This is a genomic window from Caldovatus aquaticus (assembly GCF_019458025.1).
GTDB lineage: Bacteria > Pseudomonadota > Alphaproteobacteria > Acetobacterales > Acetobacteraceae > Caldovatus > Caldovatus aquaticus.
Genome location: NZ_JAHZUY010000039.1, coordinates 1 through 13,890 on the forward strand (window position 1 = coordinate 1; position 13,890 = coordinate 13,890).

A 13,890-nucleotide genomic window follows, 5' to 3' on the forward strand; every position below is an offset into this window, starting at 1 on the left:
ATGCTTCAATCGCCTCAAGCATTTCCGCCGCATCGCCACACGCTTCGACAAGCTCGCACGCAACTACCTCTCCACCGTCGCCCTCGCCGCCATCCGGCTGTGGACACGGTTTGAGTCCAGGACCTAGCCGGCGCAGGCTCGCCTCCAGCGACGCGGCCACCGCCTCGCCGATCCGGCCGCGCTGCGCCGGCGCGACGCGGACCTTGGTGCCGACGAACACGTCCTTCGCGCCGAGCGCCTTCAGCACGCGGCCGAGGTTCCGCTCCGACTCGCCGTCGCCATAGGCGGCCGCGGTGTCGAAGTAGTTGATCCCGCCCTCGATGGCGCGGGCGATCGCGCGTTCCTGCTCCGCCGGCGTCCCGCGGACCATCAGCCCGCCGACCGCGCCGCATCCGTAGCCGAGCACCGAGACCATCAGCCCGGTGCGGCCGAGTCTGCGCTGTTCCATGCGGCGTGCCTCCTCCCTTGTCCGCGGAGGGACGCGGCGCACGGCCGGCGGTTCCCGCCGCGGCGCCGATCCTCGGCCCGGCGCGGAGCGGTCGCCCTTGATCTACAGCGCGACGGGCGCGCCGCCCAGGCACGGCCGTCCGCCCACGGTCCGGGCGCTGCCCTTCCCGCCGCAGGCCCCCTCTGCGACCATCGCCCGCCCCCGCCGGAGGAGACACCCGCCGTGAGGATCTCGCGCGTCGCGACCTACATCGTCCGCAGCCCGTTCCGCTACGGGGCGCCCGCAGGCGCCGGCGGCAACCTCCACCTCCGCACCCTCGACACGCTGCTCGTGCGCGTCGAGACCGACGCCGGCGTGCACGGCTGGGGCGAAGGCTTCGGCTTCACGCTCGCGGACACCACCCGCACCGCGATCGAGACGCTGATCGGCCCCGCCTGCCTCGGCCGCGACCCGCGCGACATCGCCGGCCTGACCAACGAGTTGCGCCGCCGGCTGCACAATTTCGGCCGCAACGGGCCTGTCACCTTCGGCATCTCGGCGATCGACATCGCGCTGTGGGACATCGCCGGCCGACTCGCCGGCCAGCCGCTGCACCGCCTGCTCGCGGACGGCGCGACGACGCTCCCGCGCGTGCCCGCCTACGCCAGCCTGCTGCGCTACGGCGATCCGGCGCTGGTCGAGCGCAACGCCGCCGAGGCCTATCGGCGGGGCTACCGCGAGGTGAAGCTGCACGAGGCCGAGGTGCCGATGGTGCGCGCCGCGCGCGCCGTGCTGCCCGCGGGGGTGCCGATCACCATTGACGTCAATTGCCGCTGGGACGACCCCGCCGACGCCATCGCCTTCGCCCGCGCCGTGCAGGGCCTCGGCGTGCGCTGGCTGGAGGAGCCGGTCTGGCCGCCGGAGGATTACGCCGGCCTCGCCCGCGTGCGCGCCGAGGGCGGCCTCGCCGTCGCGGCGGGCGAGAACGCGGCGCAGCCGGAGGACTTCGCGCGCATGCTGGCCGCCGGCGCCGTGGACTACGTGCAGCCGAGCGTCACCAAGGTCGGCGGCGTCAGCGCCATGCGCGCGGTGGCGGAGATCGCCGCGCGGCACGGCGCGATCCTGGTGCCCCACTCGCCCTATTTCGGGCCGGGCTACCTCGCCACGCTGCACCTGATCGCCGCCTGGGGCGGGCGCGCCGATGTGCGGCTCGAGACGTATTTCCTCGACGCCGAGCTGCCGGTCTACGGCCGGGCGCTCGACCCGGCCCCCGACGGCACCATCGCCGTGCCGCAGGCGCCCGGCCTCGGCCTGGAGCCCGACCCGGCGGTGCTCGCGCGTTTCGCGCAGGACTGAGCCCGGGCAGGACCCCGCCCGCGCCCCGGCGCCATGGCCGCGCCGCCTTCGCCCGCGACAGGGGCCGCCCGCGCCGGCGGCGCGGCGCTGGACGGGCCTGCCCTGCGGCGGGTATGGCCGAGAGCGAGCCTCCGGAGCACGCCGCCATGATGGTCCTGCACTGGTCCTCGCGCTCGCCCTTCGTGCGCAAGGTGATGGTCGTCGCGCACGAGACCGGCCAGGCCGGGCGCATCCGCACCGAGCGCGTCGTCGTCTCCGCGCGCACCGCGAATCCCGAAGTCATGCGCGACAACCCGCTCGGCAAGATCCCGACGCTGCGCCTTCCGGACGGCACCGTCCTCTACGACTCCGCCGTGATCTGCGAGTACCTGGACAGCCTCCACGACGGGCCGAGGCTCTACCCGCCGGCCGGGCCGGCGCGCTGGACGGCGCTGCGCCGCCATGCGCTCGGCAACGGCCTGCTCGACAACCTCGTGCTCTGGCGCGGCGCGCGGGAGTGGCCGCACCGCCTCGCCGACCTGGAGGCGGCGCTCGCCGCCAAGACGCAGGCGGCGCTCGACGCGCTGGAAGCGGAGGCGGAGGCGCTCGCCGCCACCCCCTTCTCGATCGGGCACGTCGCGATCGGCGTCGCGCTGGCCTATCTCGACTTCCGCTTCGGCGAGCTCGGCTGGCGCGCGGGCCGCCCGGCTCTCGCCGCCTGGCACGCGGAATTCGCCGCCCGCCCCTCGGTGCGGGCGACCGCCTTCGTGGACGTGACCTGAAGGACCGCCGGGAGGGCGCCATGACCCCCATTCCGCGCCGCCATGCCGCTGCCGGGCTCGCCGCCCTCGCCCTCGCGGCATCGCCCGGGGAGGGGCGCGCGCAGGCCTTCCCCGATCAGCCGATCCGCCTGATCGTGCCCTTCCCGCCCGGCGGCCCGGCCGACACCATCGCCCGCCTCGTCTCACCCGGCATGAGCGAACGGCTCGGCGGCCGCCCGATCGTGATCGAGAGCCGCTCCGGCGCCGGCGGGATGGTCGGCATCGAGGCGGTCGCGCGGGCGAGGCCCGACGGCCACACGATCGGCCTCGGCAGCTCGGGCGTGATGGCGATCATGCCGGTGCTGCAGCCGAACATGCCGTTCGACCCGCACCGCGACCTCGCGGCGATCGGCCTGGTGCTCTCGGTGCCGCAGATCCTCGCCGTCCATCCCTCGCTGCCGGTGCGCAGCGTGGCGGAGCTGATCGCCTACGCGCGCGGGCGTCCCGGGCAGATCAGCTACGCCAGCGCCGGCATCGGCAGCACCCTGCACCTGGCGACGGAGATGTTCCGCGCGCGCGCCGGCGGCATCGGCATCGTGCATGTGCCCTATCGCGGTGCGGCGCCGGCGATCCCGGACCTGCTGAGCGGGCGCGTGCAGATGATGTTCGCCGACGTGCCGATCCTGCTGCCGCAGGTGCGCGCAGGCACCGTGCGTCCGCTCGGCGTGACCGCGCCGCAGCGCCTGGAATTCCTGCCCGAGCTGCCGACCATGATCGAGGCCGGGGTTCCGGGCATGGTCTCGGCGAGCAGCTACGGCCTGGTCGCGCCGTCGGGCGTCCCCGCCGAGCGGATCGCCCTGCTGAACGCGGCGCTGAACGCCTCGCTCGCCGTGCCGGAGACGCGGCGCGCGCTGGTCGAGCAGGGCGGCGTGCCGCGCGGCGGCACCCCGGCGGAGGCGGCGGCGTTCTTCCGCGGCGAGATGGAAACCTGGCGCGAGGTCGCGCGCGCCGGGAACATCCGCCTGGAATAGCGGCGCACCGGGCGGCGCCGCCGGCTCACGCCGCGCGGTAGCGCGCGATGATCTCCGGGTCGGGATCGGCGCCGAGCCCCGGTCCCTGCGGCACGGAAAGCCAGCCCTCGCGCGGCACGATCGTCGCGCCGAAGGGGTTGGCGGGCAGGTCGAAATCCATCCGCTCCACCCGGACCTCCTCCGCCAGCGTCGCGCAGAGATGCAGCGTGGCGAGGAAGCCCGGCCCGAAATAGGGCGAGTGCGGCACGACCGCGACGCCCTGCGCCCGCGCGGCGCGCGCCACCTCCAGCCAGGCCGCGACGCCGCCGATCTTGGTGACGCTCGGCTGGATCACGTCCACCGCGCCGGCGGCCATCATCGCCGCGCACTCGGTGGGGCTCGCCGCGTTCTCCCCGGCCGCGGTGCGCACGCCTCCCTCGCGCCGCACGCGGGCGAGGCCGGCATGGTCCTCCGGCGGCCACACCGGCTCCTCCAGCCAATGGAGGCCGAAGGGCCGCAGCCGCGCCGCCCTCTCCAGCGCCTCGGCCACGCTCCAGGCGCAGTTCGCGTCGAGCATCAGAGCGACCTCGCCGCCGATCGCCGCGCGCGCCGCCCGCACCTGCTCGATCCCGGTCTCGTGCAGCTTCACCGCGCGGTAGCCGCGCGCCACGGCGGCGGCGCCGACCCGCGCCACCGCCGCCGGATCGGCGTAGCGCGGCAGGCTCGCATAGGCCGGCAGCCGCTCGCGCCGCGCGCCGCCGAGCAGGGCATGCAGCGGCCGTCCCGCCGCCTTGCCGGCGATGTCCCACAGCGCGATCTCCAGGCCAGAGAGCGCATAGGTGACCGGACCGCTGCGGCCGAACAGGTGCAGCGTCTTCTGGATCTCGAGCGCGAGCGCGGCGATCGCCGTCTCGTCGCGGCCGAGGGCGAGCGGCGCCACCACCTCGGTCAGCGCGGTCGCGGTCGGCGCCCAGGCGGCATGGCTGAACGCCTCGCCCCAGCCGACGATGCCGTCGCTGGTCTCGACGCGGACCAGCAGCGTCGGCACGGTCTCGCGCGGCCTGCCGGCGAAGAGCGGGCGCGGGCCGGGCACCTCGAAGGGCAGGATGATCGGCAGCGCGGCGATGGACCGGATGCTCATCGGCGCCTCCGTCCCCTCGCCTCAGCCCGCCTCGACCGGCTCGCGCCGGGGCGCGGCGGCCGGCGCCGCCGCCGCGAAGCGCACCGCGTTCGGATGCAGCACCGTCGCCCGCCCCGCCTCCTCGACCGAGCGCGCGCCGATCTGCGCGAAGACGCCGGAGATCTCCTCGCGGAAGGAGGCGGCGGCGTGGTCGCCCCCGGCCTCCCCCAGCGCCCCGACGCTCCAGAGGAAGGCGCGGCCCGCGAGCGTGCCCGCCGCGCCGAGCGCGAGCGCCCGCGCCACGTCGAGCCCGCTCTGCACCGAGCCGTCGAGCAGCACCGTCGCGCGGCCGCGCGCCTGGGCGACGATCGCGGGCAGCACGTCGATCGAGGCCGGCGCCGCGTCGAGCTGCCGCCCGCCGTGGTTGGTCACGAGCAGGCCGTCGAAGCCGATCGCGATCGCCCGCTCCGCGTCCTCCGGGTGCAGCGGGCCCTTGAGGATCAGCGCCCGCGGCCAGGCGTCGCGGATCCGCGCCATCACCTCCCAGGTCAGGCCGCTGGTGACGTTGTTGTAGACGAAGGCGGCGAGCTCGGCGGTGCTGGCGCTCTCGCCGAGATACTTCCGGAAATTCGCGAACCGCGGCTGGCCGTGCCGCAGCACCTCGATCGCCCAGCGCGGCGAGGCGGCGATGTCGAGCACAGTGCGCGGCCGCCAGCGGAACGGCACCGAGAGGCCGTTCGCCACGTCCTGCACCCGCTTCTGCCGCACCGGCACGTCCACCGTCAGCAGCAGGGCGTGCGCCCCGGCGCGCTCGGCGCGCGCGATCAGGTCGAAGGAGAGGCGGTGGTCGTCGCCGGGCAGGCCGTAGAGCTGGAACCAGAACACGTCGGGCGCGATCCGCGCCAGCTCCTCGATCGCGACATTGGCCACGGTGGAGCTGCAGTACGGAATGCGCGCCTTCTGCGCCGCCGCGGCGAGGATCGCGTCGGCGCGCGGCCACAGCAGGCCGGTGTTGCCCATGGGCGCGACGCCGACCGGCATGGCGTAGTCGCGCCCGAACAGCCGCACCGAGATGTCCACGCGCGAGACGTCGATCCCGTAGCGCGGCACGATCCGCACTGCGTCCATCGCCGCACGGTTGTGCGCCACGTTGGGCGCCCCGTCGCCGACGCCGCCGGCGACGAAGTCGTAGGCGAAGCGCGGCACGCGCCAGCGCGTGCGCCGCTGCAGCGAGCGGCAGGTGGGGAAGCGCCGGCGCAGCCGCGCCGCCGCGCCCTCCCCCTGGCCGATGCCCCAGCCGCCCGTCCCTGTCCTGCCCGTGCTTCCGCTCATGCGCCCTTCCCCCCTCCGGCGGTCCGCCCGGCCGGCCGGTGACGATGGCGCCAGGATCGCGCGGCCCGGCGCGGAGGGCAAATCCGCCCCCGGGCGCCCGCCCGGGCCGGGTTTGACGCCCGCGGCACCGCGGCGCAGGCTCCGCGCCGCGGAGGGACGAGACGCATGGCCACCACCACGGAGATCGCCATCGAGCGCCACGGCGCCGTGCTGCGCCTGCTGCACGACCGGCCGGAGGCGCGCAACGCCGAGAGCCAGACCCTGCTCGACGAGCTCGACGCCGCGCTGCGCGAGGCGATCGCGGACGAGACGGTGCGCGTGATCGTCATCGGCGGCCGGGGCGACCACTTCTCGGCCGGTCACGACCTCAAGGAGGCCGCGGCCCGGCGCGCCGGCTTCGGCGTCGAGGAGCGCTGGGCCTACGAGGAGATCCGCTACCTCGACTACGCGCTGCGCATCTGGGACTGCCCGAAGCCGACCATCGCCGAGGTGAAGGGCGCCTGCATCGCCGGCGGCTTCATGGTGGCGAACATGTGCGACCTGATCGTCGCCTCCGACGACGCCTTCTTCGCCGATCCCGTGTGCCGGACCCTGGCCGCCGCCGCGGTCGAGGTGCTGGTCCACCCCTGGGTGATGGGCCTGCGCGCGGCGAAGGAATTCCTCTTCACCGGCCGCCGCCTGGGCGCCGAGGAGGCGCTGCGCATCGGCATGGTCAACCGGGTCGTGCCGCGCGCGGAGCTGGAGGCAGCGACGATGGCGCTCGCGCAGGGCATCGCCGAGGCGCCGCCCTTCGCGCTCCGGCTCACCAAGCGCTCGCTCAACCGCACGCTCGACATCCAGGGCTTCCGCGCCGCGATCGCCGCGCATTTCGACACCCACCAGCTCTCGCACATGAGCGACGAGTTCCGCCGCGCGCGCGAGGCCGGCCTCGCCGGCGCCATCGCCCGCGGCAAGGCGGCGACGACGGGGGCGCGCTGATGTCGAAGCGCGAGAGCTGGCAGCCGGAGCTCGAGGAGCTGCGCCGCCGCGAGGCGCTGGCGCGCGCGATGGGCGGCCCCGACAAGGTGAAGCGCCAGCACGACGCCGGCCGCCTCACCGTGCGCGAGCGCATCGAGCGCCTGGTGGACCGCGGCAGCTTCCACGAGGTGGGCGCCCTCGCCGGCCGCGCCGAGTACGACGATGCCGGGGAACTCAAGCGCTTCACCCCCGCGAACTGCGTGCTCGGCCGCGCCACGCTCGACGGCCGGCCGGTGGTCGTGGTCGGCGACGACTTCACCGTGCGCGGCGGCAGCGCCGACGCGACGATCCGCGAGAAGCCGATCATGGCCGAGCGCATGGCCGGCGAGCTGCGCATCCCGATCGTCCGGCTGATCGAGGGCTCCGGCGGCGGCGGCTCGGTCAAGACGATCGAGACCACCGGCCGCGCCAACCTGCCGGGCGGCGTTGGCGGCACCGCGCTCTACCACCACACCACGCTGAACCTGGGACTGGTGCCGGTGGTGGCGCTCGGCCTCGGCTCGGTCGCGGGGCTCGGCGCGGCGCGGCTCGCCGCCTCGCACTACTCGCTGATGACCAAGGCCACCTCGGCGGTGTTCGTCGCCGGCCCGCCGGTGGTGGCGCGGCTCGGCCAGAGCCTCGACAAGCGGGAACTCGGCGGCTGGGAGATCCAGACCCGCGCCGGCGCCGTGGACGACGCCGTGGACACGGAGGAGGAGGCCTTCGCGCGCGCGCGCCGCTTCCTCTCCTACCTCCCCTCCTCGGTGGACGAGCTGCCGCCGGCCGTGCGCAACTGGGAGGACGACCCGGCGCGGCGCGAGGAGTCGCTGTTCACCGCCATCCCGCGCGACCCGCGCGCCGCCTACAAGGTGCGGCCGATCATCGAGGCGGTCGTGGACCGCGGCTCCTTCTTCGAGATGGGACGGATGTTCGGCCGCTCCGTCGTCACCGGATTCGCGCGGCTCGACGGGCGCGCCGTGGCGCTGCTCGCCTCCGACCCGGTGTTCCACGGCGGCGCCTGGACCGCGGACGCCTGCGCCAAGGTCATCCGCTTCGTGGACCTCGCCGAGACCTTCCACCTGCCGGTCGTCTATCTGATGGACTGCCCCGGCTTCGCCGTCGGGCTGGAGGCGGAGCGCACCGCCACCATCCGCCTCGGCGTGCGGGCGATGGCGGCGGTGAACCAGTCCACCGTGCCCTGGTGCACGATCATCATGCGCAACGCCTTCGGCGTCGCCGGCGTGGTGCACCAGCCCGCCGGCCGCTTCTCGCTGCGCTACGCCTGGCTCTCGGCGCGCTGGGGCTCGCTGCCGCTCGAGGGCGGCATCGAGGCGGCCTACCGCGCCGAGATCGAGGCCGCGCCGGACCCGGAGGCGAAACTCGCCGAGATCGAGGCGCGGCTGCAGCGCCTGCGCTCCCCCTTCCGCACCGCGGAGGCGTTCTGGGTCGAGGAGATCATAGACCCGCGCGACACCCGCCCCCTGCTCTGCGAGTTCGCCCGCCTGGCGCAGAAGCGCCTGCGGCCCGGCCTCGCCTCCTTCACCATGCGGCCGTGACCGCGCGCCGGCGCCTCAGCCCTGCAGCAGCTCGTGCAGGGCGCAGGCGACCGCCTCGGTCGCGCGGTGCAGGTCCTCGAGCGGCAGCCGCTCGTCGGCGGCGTGCGCGTTCGCGTCCTCGATCCGGCGCGGCCCCGCGCCGTAGAGCACCACCGGCACGCCGCGCGCGGCGTAGTGCCGCGCGTCGGTGTAGAGCGGCACGCCGCCGGTCCGCACCGCCTCGCCCGTAACCCGGCTGGCGTGGCGGCAGAGCGCCGCGCCGAGCCGCTCGCTCCCGGCGATGGGCACCAGCGGCGCGGCGAGCAGGATGCGCCGCACCGCGACCGCGACGGCGGGAAAGGCGCGCGCCGCCCCCTCGATCACCGCGCGGAGCTCGGCCTCGGCCTCCGCCGGATCCTCCTCCGGCACGATGCGCCGGTCGAGGCGCAGCGTCACGCGGTCGGGCACGACGTTGGTGTTCACCCCGCCGGCGATCAGTCCGACCGTCATCTGCGGCGCGCCGATGCCCGGGATCGCCGAGACGCGCCCGGCCAGCCCGCGCCGCCACGCATAGAGCGCGCCGAGCACCTGGTTCGCCGCCTCCAGCGCATCCGCGCCGGTCCAGGGCTTCGCGGCGTGCGCGGAGCGGCCGCGCAGCGCGACCTCGAGGTGCAGGCAGCCGTTGTGCGCGTGCACCACTTCGTAGGTGAAGCCGGCGGCGATCGCGTAGTCGGGCCGGCTGATGCCCTCGGCGAGCAGCCAGGCCGGGCCGAGCTCGCCGCCCGTCTCCTCGTCGTAGGTGAAGTGCAGCTCGACCGCGCCGCGGCGCGGCCCCGCCGCGCCAAGCGCCTTCAGCGCCAGCAGCGCCCAGGCGTAGGTCGCGAAATCCGACTTCGAGACGGCCACACCGCGGCCATGCATCCACCCGTCCGCCACCTCGGCGCCGTAGGGATCGCGCGTCCAGCCCTCGCCCGGAGGCACCGCGTCGCCATGGGCGTTGAGCGCGATCACCGGCCCGCCCGGGCCGAAGCGGTGGCGCACCACCAGGTTCGTCACCGAGACCATGCCGCGCGCGCGCACCAGCGCCTCCGGCACCGCGTGGCGCTCGACCGCGAGGCCCAGCGCCTCCAGCAGCGCCGCGGCGTGCGCGGCGTGCGGCGCGCAGTCGCCGGGCGGATTGTCGGAGGGGACGCGCACCAGCGCGGCCAGGAATTCCGCCTGCCGGGCGCGCTCCCCCCGGAGGAAGGCGGCGACAGATCGGGCGGCGTCCGGCATGGCGGCAACTCCTTCGGCGGGACTGCAGGAATGGCCCGCGGCGCGGCCGCCGTCGAGCCCCGCGGCGCGTCCGGCCATTGACCGCGCAGGGGGGGCGCGCTTCACCCGTCCGGCGCCCCGCGCCCGGCGGGGCCGCCGCACCGCCCGACCGGAAGACGAGGGACCATGCAGAACAGCGAGGAGATCTGGCGCCTGGTGGACGCGAAGGCGGAGGAGTTCATCGCCCTCAGCGACCGCGTCTGGGAGATGCCCGAGCTCTGCTACGCCGAGCACCGCTCCTGCGCCGAGCACACGGCGATGCTGGAGCGCCAGGGCTTCCGCGTCACCCGCGCCCTCGCCGGCATCCCGACCGCGGTGATGGGCGAGGCCGGCGAGGGCGGGCCGGTGATCGCCATCCTCGGCGAGTACGATGCGCTTCCGGGCCTGAGCCAGGAGGCCGGCGTGGCCGAGCGCCGGCCGCTGCCCGGCGACGGCAACGGGCACGGCTGCGGCCACAACCTGCTCGGCGCCGCCTCGCTGCTCGCCGCGACCGCGGTGAAGGACTGGCTCGCGCGGAACGGCCTGCCGGGCCGCGTGCGCTACTACGGCTGCCCGGCGGAGGAGGGCGGCGCCGCCAAGGGCTTCATGGTGCGCGCCGGCGCCTTCGACGACGTGGACATCGCCATCTCCTGGCACCCGTCGGCCTTCTCCGGCGTCAACGAGCCGGTCTCGCTCGCCAACATGCGCATCGACTTCACCTTCACCGGCCGCTCCTCGCACGCCGCCGCCGCGCCGCACCTCGGCCGCAGCGCGCTCGACGCGGTGGAGCTGATGAGCGTCGGCGTGAACTACATGCGCGAGCACATGCCCGCCGACGCGCGCGTGCACTACGCCTATCTCGACGCCGGCGGCATCGCGCCCAACGTGGTGCAGGGCCGCGCCACGGTGCGCTACCTGATCCGCGCCCGCGACCTCGCCGAGCTCAACGCGCTGGTCGCGCGCGTGCGCCGGATCGCCGAGGGCGCGGCGCTGATGACGGAGACGACCGTGGCGGCGAAGGTGGTGAGCGCCGTCTCCAACCTGCTCGGCAACGCGCCGCTCGAGCGGGCGATGCACGAGAACTTCCTGCGCCTCGGCCCGCCGCCCTTCGACGAGGCCGACCGCGCCTTCGCGCGCGAGATCCGCGCGACGCTGAAGGAGGAGGACATCGTCGCCGCCTTCCGCCGCCACGGCCTGCCCGTGGACCGCGACAAGCCGCTCTGCGACCTGATCGTGCCGCTGGAGGCGAAAGGGGAGGGCGGCGTCGGCTCGACCGACGTCGGCGACGTGAGCTGGGTGGTGCCGACGGTGCAGGCGCGCGGCGCGACCTACGCGATCGGCACGCCCGGCCACTCCTGGCAGCTCACCGCGCAGGGCAAGACCCCGGCCGCGCACAAGGGGCTGGTGCACGTGGCAAAGGTGATGGCCGGCACCGCGGTGGACGCGCTCCGCGACCCCGACCTGATCGCGCGCGCCAAGGCCGACCACCGGGCGCGCACCGCGGCCACGCCCTACGTCTGCCCGCTCCCGCCCGAGGTCGAGCCGCCGATCGGCATGTCGGCGGGCCTGCGCGCCGAAGGCTGAGCCCGCCGCCCGCCGGGGAACGGCGGCGCGCGTCTTCCCTTCCCGCCGGCGGCGGCCGCACGCATCCTGATCCGGCGCACAGCCGAGGAGGGACGCCGCCGCCATGCCGATCCGCCAGCCGGCGCTCACCCGCCGCGCCCTCGCCGCTCTCGCCGGGGCAAGCCTGGCGGCGAAGGAGGAACGCGCCCAGGCGAGCGACTATCCGAACCGCGCGGTCGCCGTCATCGTGCCCTTCACCCCCGGCGGGGCGGCCGACACGGCGGGCCGCGTCGTCGCCAAGGGGCTCGGCGACCGGCTCGGCCAGTCCTTCGTGGTGGAGAACCGCCCCGGCGCCGGCTCCACCCTCGGCGCGGCGATGGTCGCGCGCGCGGCGCCGGACGGCTACACCCTGCTCGCCCATTCCACCGGCGCGGTGCTGATCGCGCCGCACTTCCTCCCCGTGCCCTACGACACCTTCCGCAGCTTCACGCCGATCGCGATGACCTGCCAGTCGAACAGCGTCGTCGCCGCGCATCCCTCGGTGCCGTTCCGCGACATCCCCGGCCTGATCGCCTACGCCAGGGCCAATCCGGGCAAGCTGCGCTTCGGCTCCGCCGGCAACGGCACCATCACCCACCTGTTCGGAGAGATCTTCCGGATGGAGGCCGGCATCGAGATCGAGCACGTGCCCTATCGCGGCTCCTCGCCGGCGCTCGTGGACCTGCTCGCGGGACGGGTCGAGCTGATCTTCGATACCATCGCCACCGAGCCGGTGCGCAACGGCCAGCTCGTCGGCCTCGCCGTGGTGGGCGAGCGGCGCAGCCCGCAGCTCCCGCAGGTGCCCACCCTCGGCGAGCTCGGCTTCAACCGCGCCGGCGCGGTGTCCTGGTTCGGCCTCGCCGGGCCGGCGGGACTGCCGGAGGAGGTCGTCGCCAAGCTGGCGCGCGAGACCGAGGCGATCTGCGCCGCGCCGGAGACGGCGGAGCAGATGGCGCGCATCGGCCTCGCGCCGCGATTCGAGGCGGGCGAGGCGCTGCGCGCGCGCTGGCGGCGCGAGTACGAGGTCTTCGGCGCGGTGATCCGCCGCGCCGGCGTCCGCCCGGGCTGAACGGCCTCAGCGCGGCGCGGCGCCCTGCCGCAGGAACGCCTCGAGCTGCGCGATCTCGCGCCGCTCGCCGCCCTGGTCGGCGGCGAGGCGCGCGTAGAGCCGCGCCGCGCCGGCGTAGATCGCGCTCTCGCCACGGTCGCGGCCGACGAAGTCGGCGATCTCCTCCATCTCGCCTTCCCACCGGTAGGCCTTGGCGAACATGCCCGGCACCATGCGCCCGAACCAGGCGAGGAGCTGCGGCTGGCTCTGCGCGAGCTCGGCGTGCAGCGCCTCCGCCGCGCCGGCGCGCGTCGCCGCCAGCATCATCGCCGAGGCGACCGCGGTCAGCCCCTTGGTGATGCCGGCGTAGGACATCTTGAGCGCCGAGGCCGCGCCCACCGGCCCGTCCATCACCCGGATGTCGAGCCCGCCGCGCTCGGCGAGCACGGACAGGCGCGGCGCCTCGGGGCCCGAGACGTAGATCGCGGGGTTGTAGCCGTCGGCGCGCGGCGGCCCGCCGATGATGCCGCCGTCCGCGAAGGCCATGCCGGCGCCCTCGGCGATCGCGGCGACGCGGCCGGCCGTCTCCGGACTGATCGCGTTGAGGTCGGCATAGAGCGGCCGCGCCCCGGTGCGGCGGCAGATCGCGGCGAAGCGCTCCGCGGTGGCGATCGCCTCCGCCGGCGGCACGATCGAGAGCACGATCGGCACGGCGACGAGGGCCTCGTCGTCCACGGCGCGCATCCCGGCGGCGGCGGCGCGCTCGGCGCTGGCACGGCTGCGCCCGGCGAGCGAGGTCCGCACCTCGACGCCGTTGCCGGCGAGGCGCATCGCAACCCCCGCCCCCATGGCGCCCTGCGCGACGACGGTGACGGCAAGCGGCGGCTGCGTCATCGGTCCGGTCCTCCCTCTGCGCGCCCCAGTCTAGCCGGGGCCGGGCGGCGGCCAAGCCCGCTCCCCCTGGCGCCCCGCGCCCCGCCGGCCTAGCGTTGCGCGACCGACCGCACCGGAGGAGGATCCGCGCATGGCCGAGTTCGTCTTCGACCACATCCACCTGCGCACGCCGGACGTCGAGGCGACCGCGCAGTGGTACGAGCGCATGTTCGGCGCCAGGGTGCTGCGCTCGGTGCAGCAGGGCCAGCCGCGGGTGGACCTCGAGCTCGGCGGGCAGAAGATCTTCCTTGCCCCCGTCGCGGCGGACGGCGGAACGGCCGATCCGCCCTCCGCGCCCTATCAGGGGCTCGAGCATTTCGGCCTGCGCGTGACCGGCCTCGATGCGGTGGTGGCCGAGCTGAAGGCCAAGGGCGCGGAGTTCACCCTGGAGCCGATGAGCCCCCGCCCGGGGATCCGCATCGCCTTCCTGCGCGGCCCGCAGAACGTCTCGATCGAGCTGCTGGAGCGCGGCGTCTGAGGCGCCCCCGGCGCCGCGCC

Annotated in this window: 12 protein-coding genes and 1 pseudogene; 8 read left to right on the plus strand and 5 right to left on the minus strand. The window is 75.6% G+C overall.

Annotated features, from left to right (window positions below; translation table 11 throughout):
* Nucleotides 1-181: 181 nt before the first annotated feature.
* Nucleotides 182-448 (minus strand): annotated as a pseudogene (locus K1J50_RS19180) (aldo/keto reductase); the annotation flags it as partial.
* Nucleotides 449-670: 222 nt separating this feature from the next.
* On the opposite strand from K1J50_RS19180, the gene K1J50_RS13055 reads away from it, so the two are divergent.
* The 3 genes from K1J50_RS13055 (at nt 671) to K1J50_RS13065 (ending at nt 3,554) form a co-directional block, all read left to right on the plus strand.
* On the plus strand, nt 671-1,783 hold the full coding sequence (locus tag K1J50_RS13055; RefSeq protein WP_220118151.1) for a mandelate racemase/muconate lactonizing enzyme family protein: 1,113 nt from the start codon (nt 671-673) through the stop codon (nt 1,781-1,783).
* 146 nt (nt 1,784-1,929) lie between these two features.
* On the plus strand, nt 1,930-2,544 hold the full coding sequence (locus tag K1J50_RS13060; RefSeq protein WP_255575259.1) for a glutathione S-transferase family protein: 615 nt from the start codon (nt 1,930-1,932) through the stop codon (nt 2,542-2,544).
* Between the two features lie 20 nt (nt 2,545-2,564).
* Nucleotides 2,565-3,554 carry a Bug family tripartite tricarboxylate transporter substrate binding protein gene (locus K1J50_RS13065; protein ID WP_220118152.1) on the plus strand — a complete coding sequence of 330 codons (990 nt, stop codon included), beginning with the start codon at nt 2,565-2,567 and terminating at the stop codon, nt 3,552-3,554.
* A gap of 25 nt (nt 3,555-3,579) precedes the next feature.
* Here K1J50_RS13065 and K1J50_RS13070 read toward each other — a convergent pair whose 3' ends face one another.
* Both K1J50_RS13070 and K1J50_RS13075 read right to left on the minus strand, forming a co-directional pair.
* On the minus strand, nt 3,580-4,674 hold the full coding sequence (locus tag K1J50_RS13070) for a mandelate racemase/muconate lactonizing enzyme family protein (protein WP_220118153.1): 1,095 nt from the start codon (nt 4,672-4,674) through the stop codon (nt 3,580-3,582).
* A gap of 21 nt (nt 4,675-4,695) precedes the next feature.
* Complete coding sequence (locus K1J50_RS13075; RefSeq protein WP_220118154.1) at nt 4,696-5,985, minus strand: alpha-hydroxy acid oxidase; 1,290 nt, start codon at nt 5,983-5,985, stop codon at nt 4,696-4,698.
* A 165-nt stretch (nt 5,986-6,150) separates the two neighbouring features.
* Between K1J50_RS13075 and K1J50_RS13080 the strand changes: the two genes are divergently transcribed.
* Nucleotides 6,151-6,963 carry an enoyl-CoA hydratase gene (locus K1J50_RS13080; protein ID WP_220118155.1) on the plus strand — a complete coding sequence of 271 codons (813 nt, stop codon included), beginning with the start codon at nt 6,151-6,153 and terminating at the stop codon, nt 6,961-6,963.
* On the plus strand, nt 6,963-8,537 hold the full coding sequence (locus K1J50_RS13085) for an acyl-CoA carboxylase subunit beta (protein WP_220118156.1): 1,575 nt from the start codon (nt 6,963-6,965) through the stop codon (nt 8,535-8,537). Before K1J50_RS13080 ends, K1J50_RS13085 begins: the two co-directional genes overlap by 1 nt.
* A 15-nt stretch (nt 8,538-8,552) precedes the next feature.
* Here K1J50_RS13085 and K1J50_RS13090 read toward each other — a convergent pair whose 3' ends face one another.
* Nucleotides 8,553-9,791 (minus strand): M20/M25/M40 family metallo-hydrolase, encoded by a 1,239-nt coding sequence (locus tag K1J50_RS13090; RefSeq protein ID WP_220118157.1) that lies wholly within the window; start codon nt 9,789-9,791, stop codon nt 8,553-8,555.
* A 165-nt stretch (nt 9,792-9,956) separates the two neighbouring features.
* Between K1J50_RS13090 and K1J50_RS13095 the strand changes: the two genes are divergently transcribed.
* Nucleotides 9,957-11,393 (plus strand): M20 family metallopeptidase, encoded by a 1,437-nt coding sequence (locus K1J50_RS13095; protein WP_220118158.1) that lies wholly within the window; start codon nt 9,957-9,959, stop codon nt 11,391-11,393.
* Nucleotides 11,394-11,496: 103 nt separating this feature from the next.
* Entirely contained in the window at nt 11,497-12,480 is a 984-nt protein-coding gene (locus tag K1J50_RS13100; RefSeq protein WP_220118159.1) for a Bug family tripartite tricarboxylate transporter substrate binding protein, read from the plus strand.
* A gap of 6 nt (nt 12,481-12,486) precedes the next feature.
* Here the strand turns inward: K1J50_RS13100 and K1J50_RS13105 are convergent, their stop codons facing one another.
* On the minus strand, nt 12,487-13,353 hold the full coding sequence (locus K1J50_RS13105) for an NAD(P)-dependent oxidoreductase (RefSeq protein ID WP_220118160.1): 867 nt from the start codon (nt 13,351-13,353) through the stop codon (nt 12,487-12,489).
* A gap of 130 nt (nt 13,354-13,483) precedes the next feature.
* Between K1J50_RS13105 and K1J50_RS13110 the strand changes: the two genes are divergently transcribed.
* On the plus strand, nt 13,484-13,870 hold the full coding sequence (locus K1J50_RS13110; protein WP_220118161.1) for a VOC family protein: 387 nt from the start codon (nt 13,484-13,486) through the stop codon (nt 13,868-13,870).
* Nucleotides 13,871-13,890 lie beyond the last annotated feature (20 nt).

Coding starts and splice junctions, on each gene's coding strand:
- K1J50_RS13060 (WP_255575259.1), top strand. CDS start 1,930: ATGATGGTCCTGCACTGGTCCTCGCGCTCGCCCTTCGTGCGCAAGGTG.
- K1J50_RS13065 (WP_220118152.1), top strand. CDS start 2,565: ATGACCCCCATTCCGCGCCGCCATGCCGCTGCCGGGCTCGCCGCCCTC.
- K1J50_RS13070 (WP_220118153.1), bottom strand. CDS start 4,674: ATGAGCATCCGGTCCATCGCCGCGCTGCCGATCATCCTGCCCTTCGAG.
- K1J50_RS13075 (WP_220118154.1), bottom strand. CDS start 5,985: ATGAGCGGAAGCACGGGCAGGACAGGGACGGGCGGCTGGGGCATCGGC.
- K1J50_RS13080 (WP_220118155.1), top strand. CDS start 6,151: ATGGCCACCACCACGGAGATCGCCATCGAGCGCCACGGCGCCGTGCTG.
- K1J50_RS13085 (WP_220118156.1), top strand. CDS start 6,963: ATGTCGAAGCGCGAGAGCTGGCAGCCGGAGCTCGAGGAGCTGCGCCGC.
- K1J50_RS13090 (WP_220118157.1), bottom strand. CDS start 9,791: ATGCCGGACGCCGCCCGATCTGTCGCCGCCTTCCTCCGGGGGGAGCGC.
- K1J50_RS13095 (WP_220118158.1), top strand. CDS start 9,957: ATGCAGAACAGCGAGGAGATCTGGCGCCTGGTGGACGCGAAGGCGGAG.
- K1J50_RS13100 (WP_220118159.1), top strand. CDS start 11,497: ATGCCGATCCGCCAGCCGGCGCTCACCCGCCGCGCCCTCGCCGCTCTC.
- K1J50_RS13105 (WP_220118160.1), bottom strand. CDS start 13,353: ATGACGCAGCCGCCGCTTGCCGTCACCGTCGTCGCGCAGGGCGCCATG.
- K1J50_RS13110 (WP_220118161.1), top strand. CDS start 13,484: ATGGCCGAGTTCGTCTTCGACCACATCCACCTGCGCACGCCGGACGTC.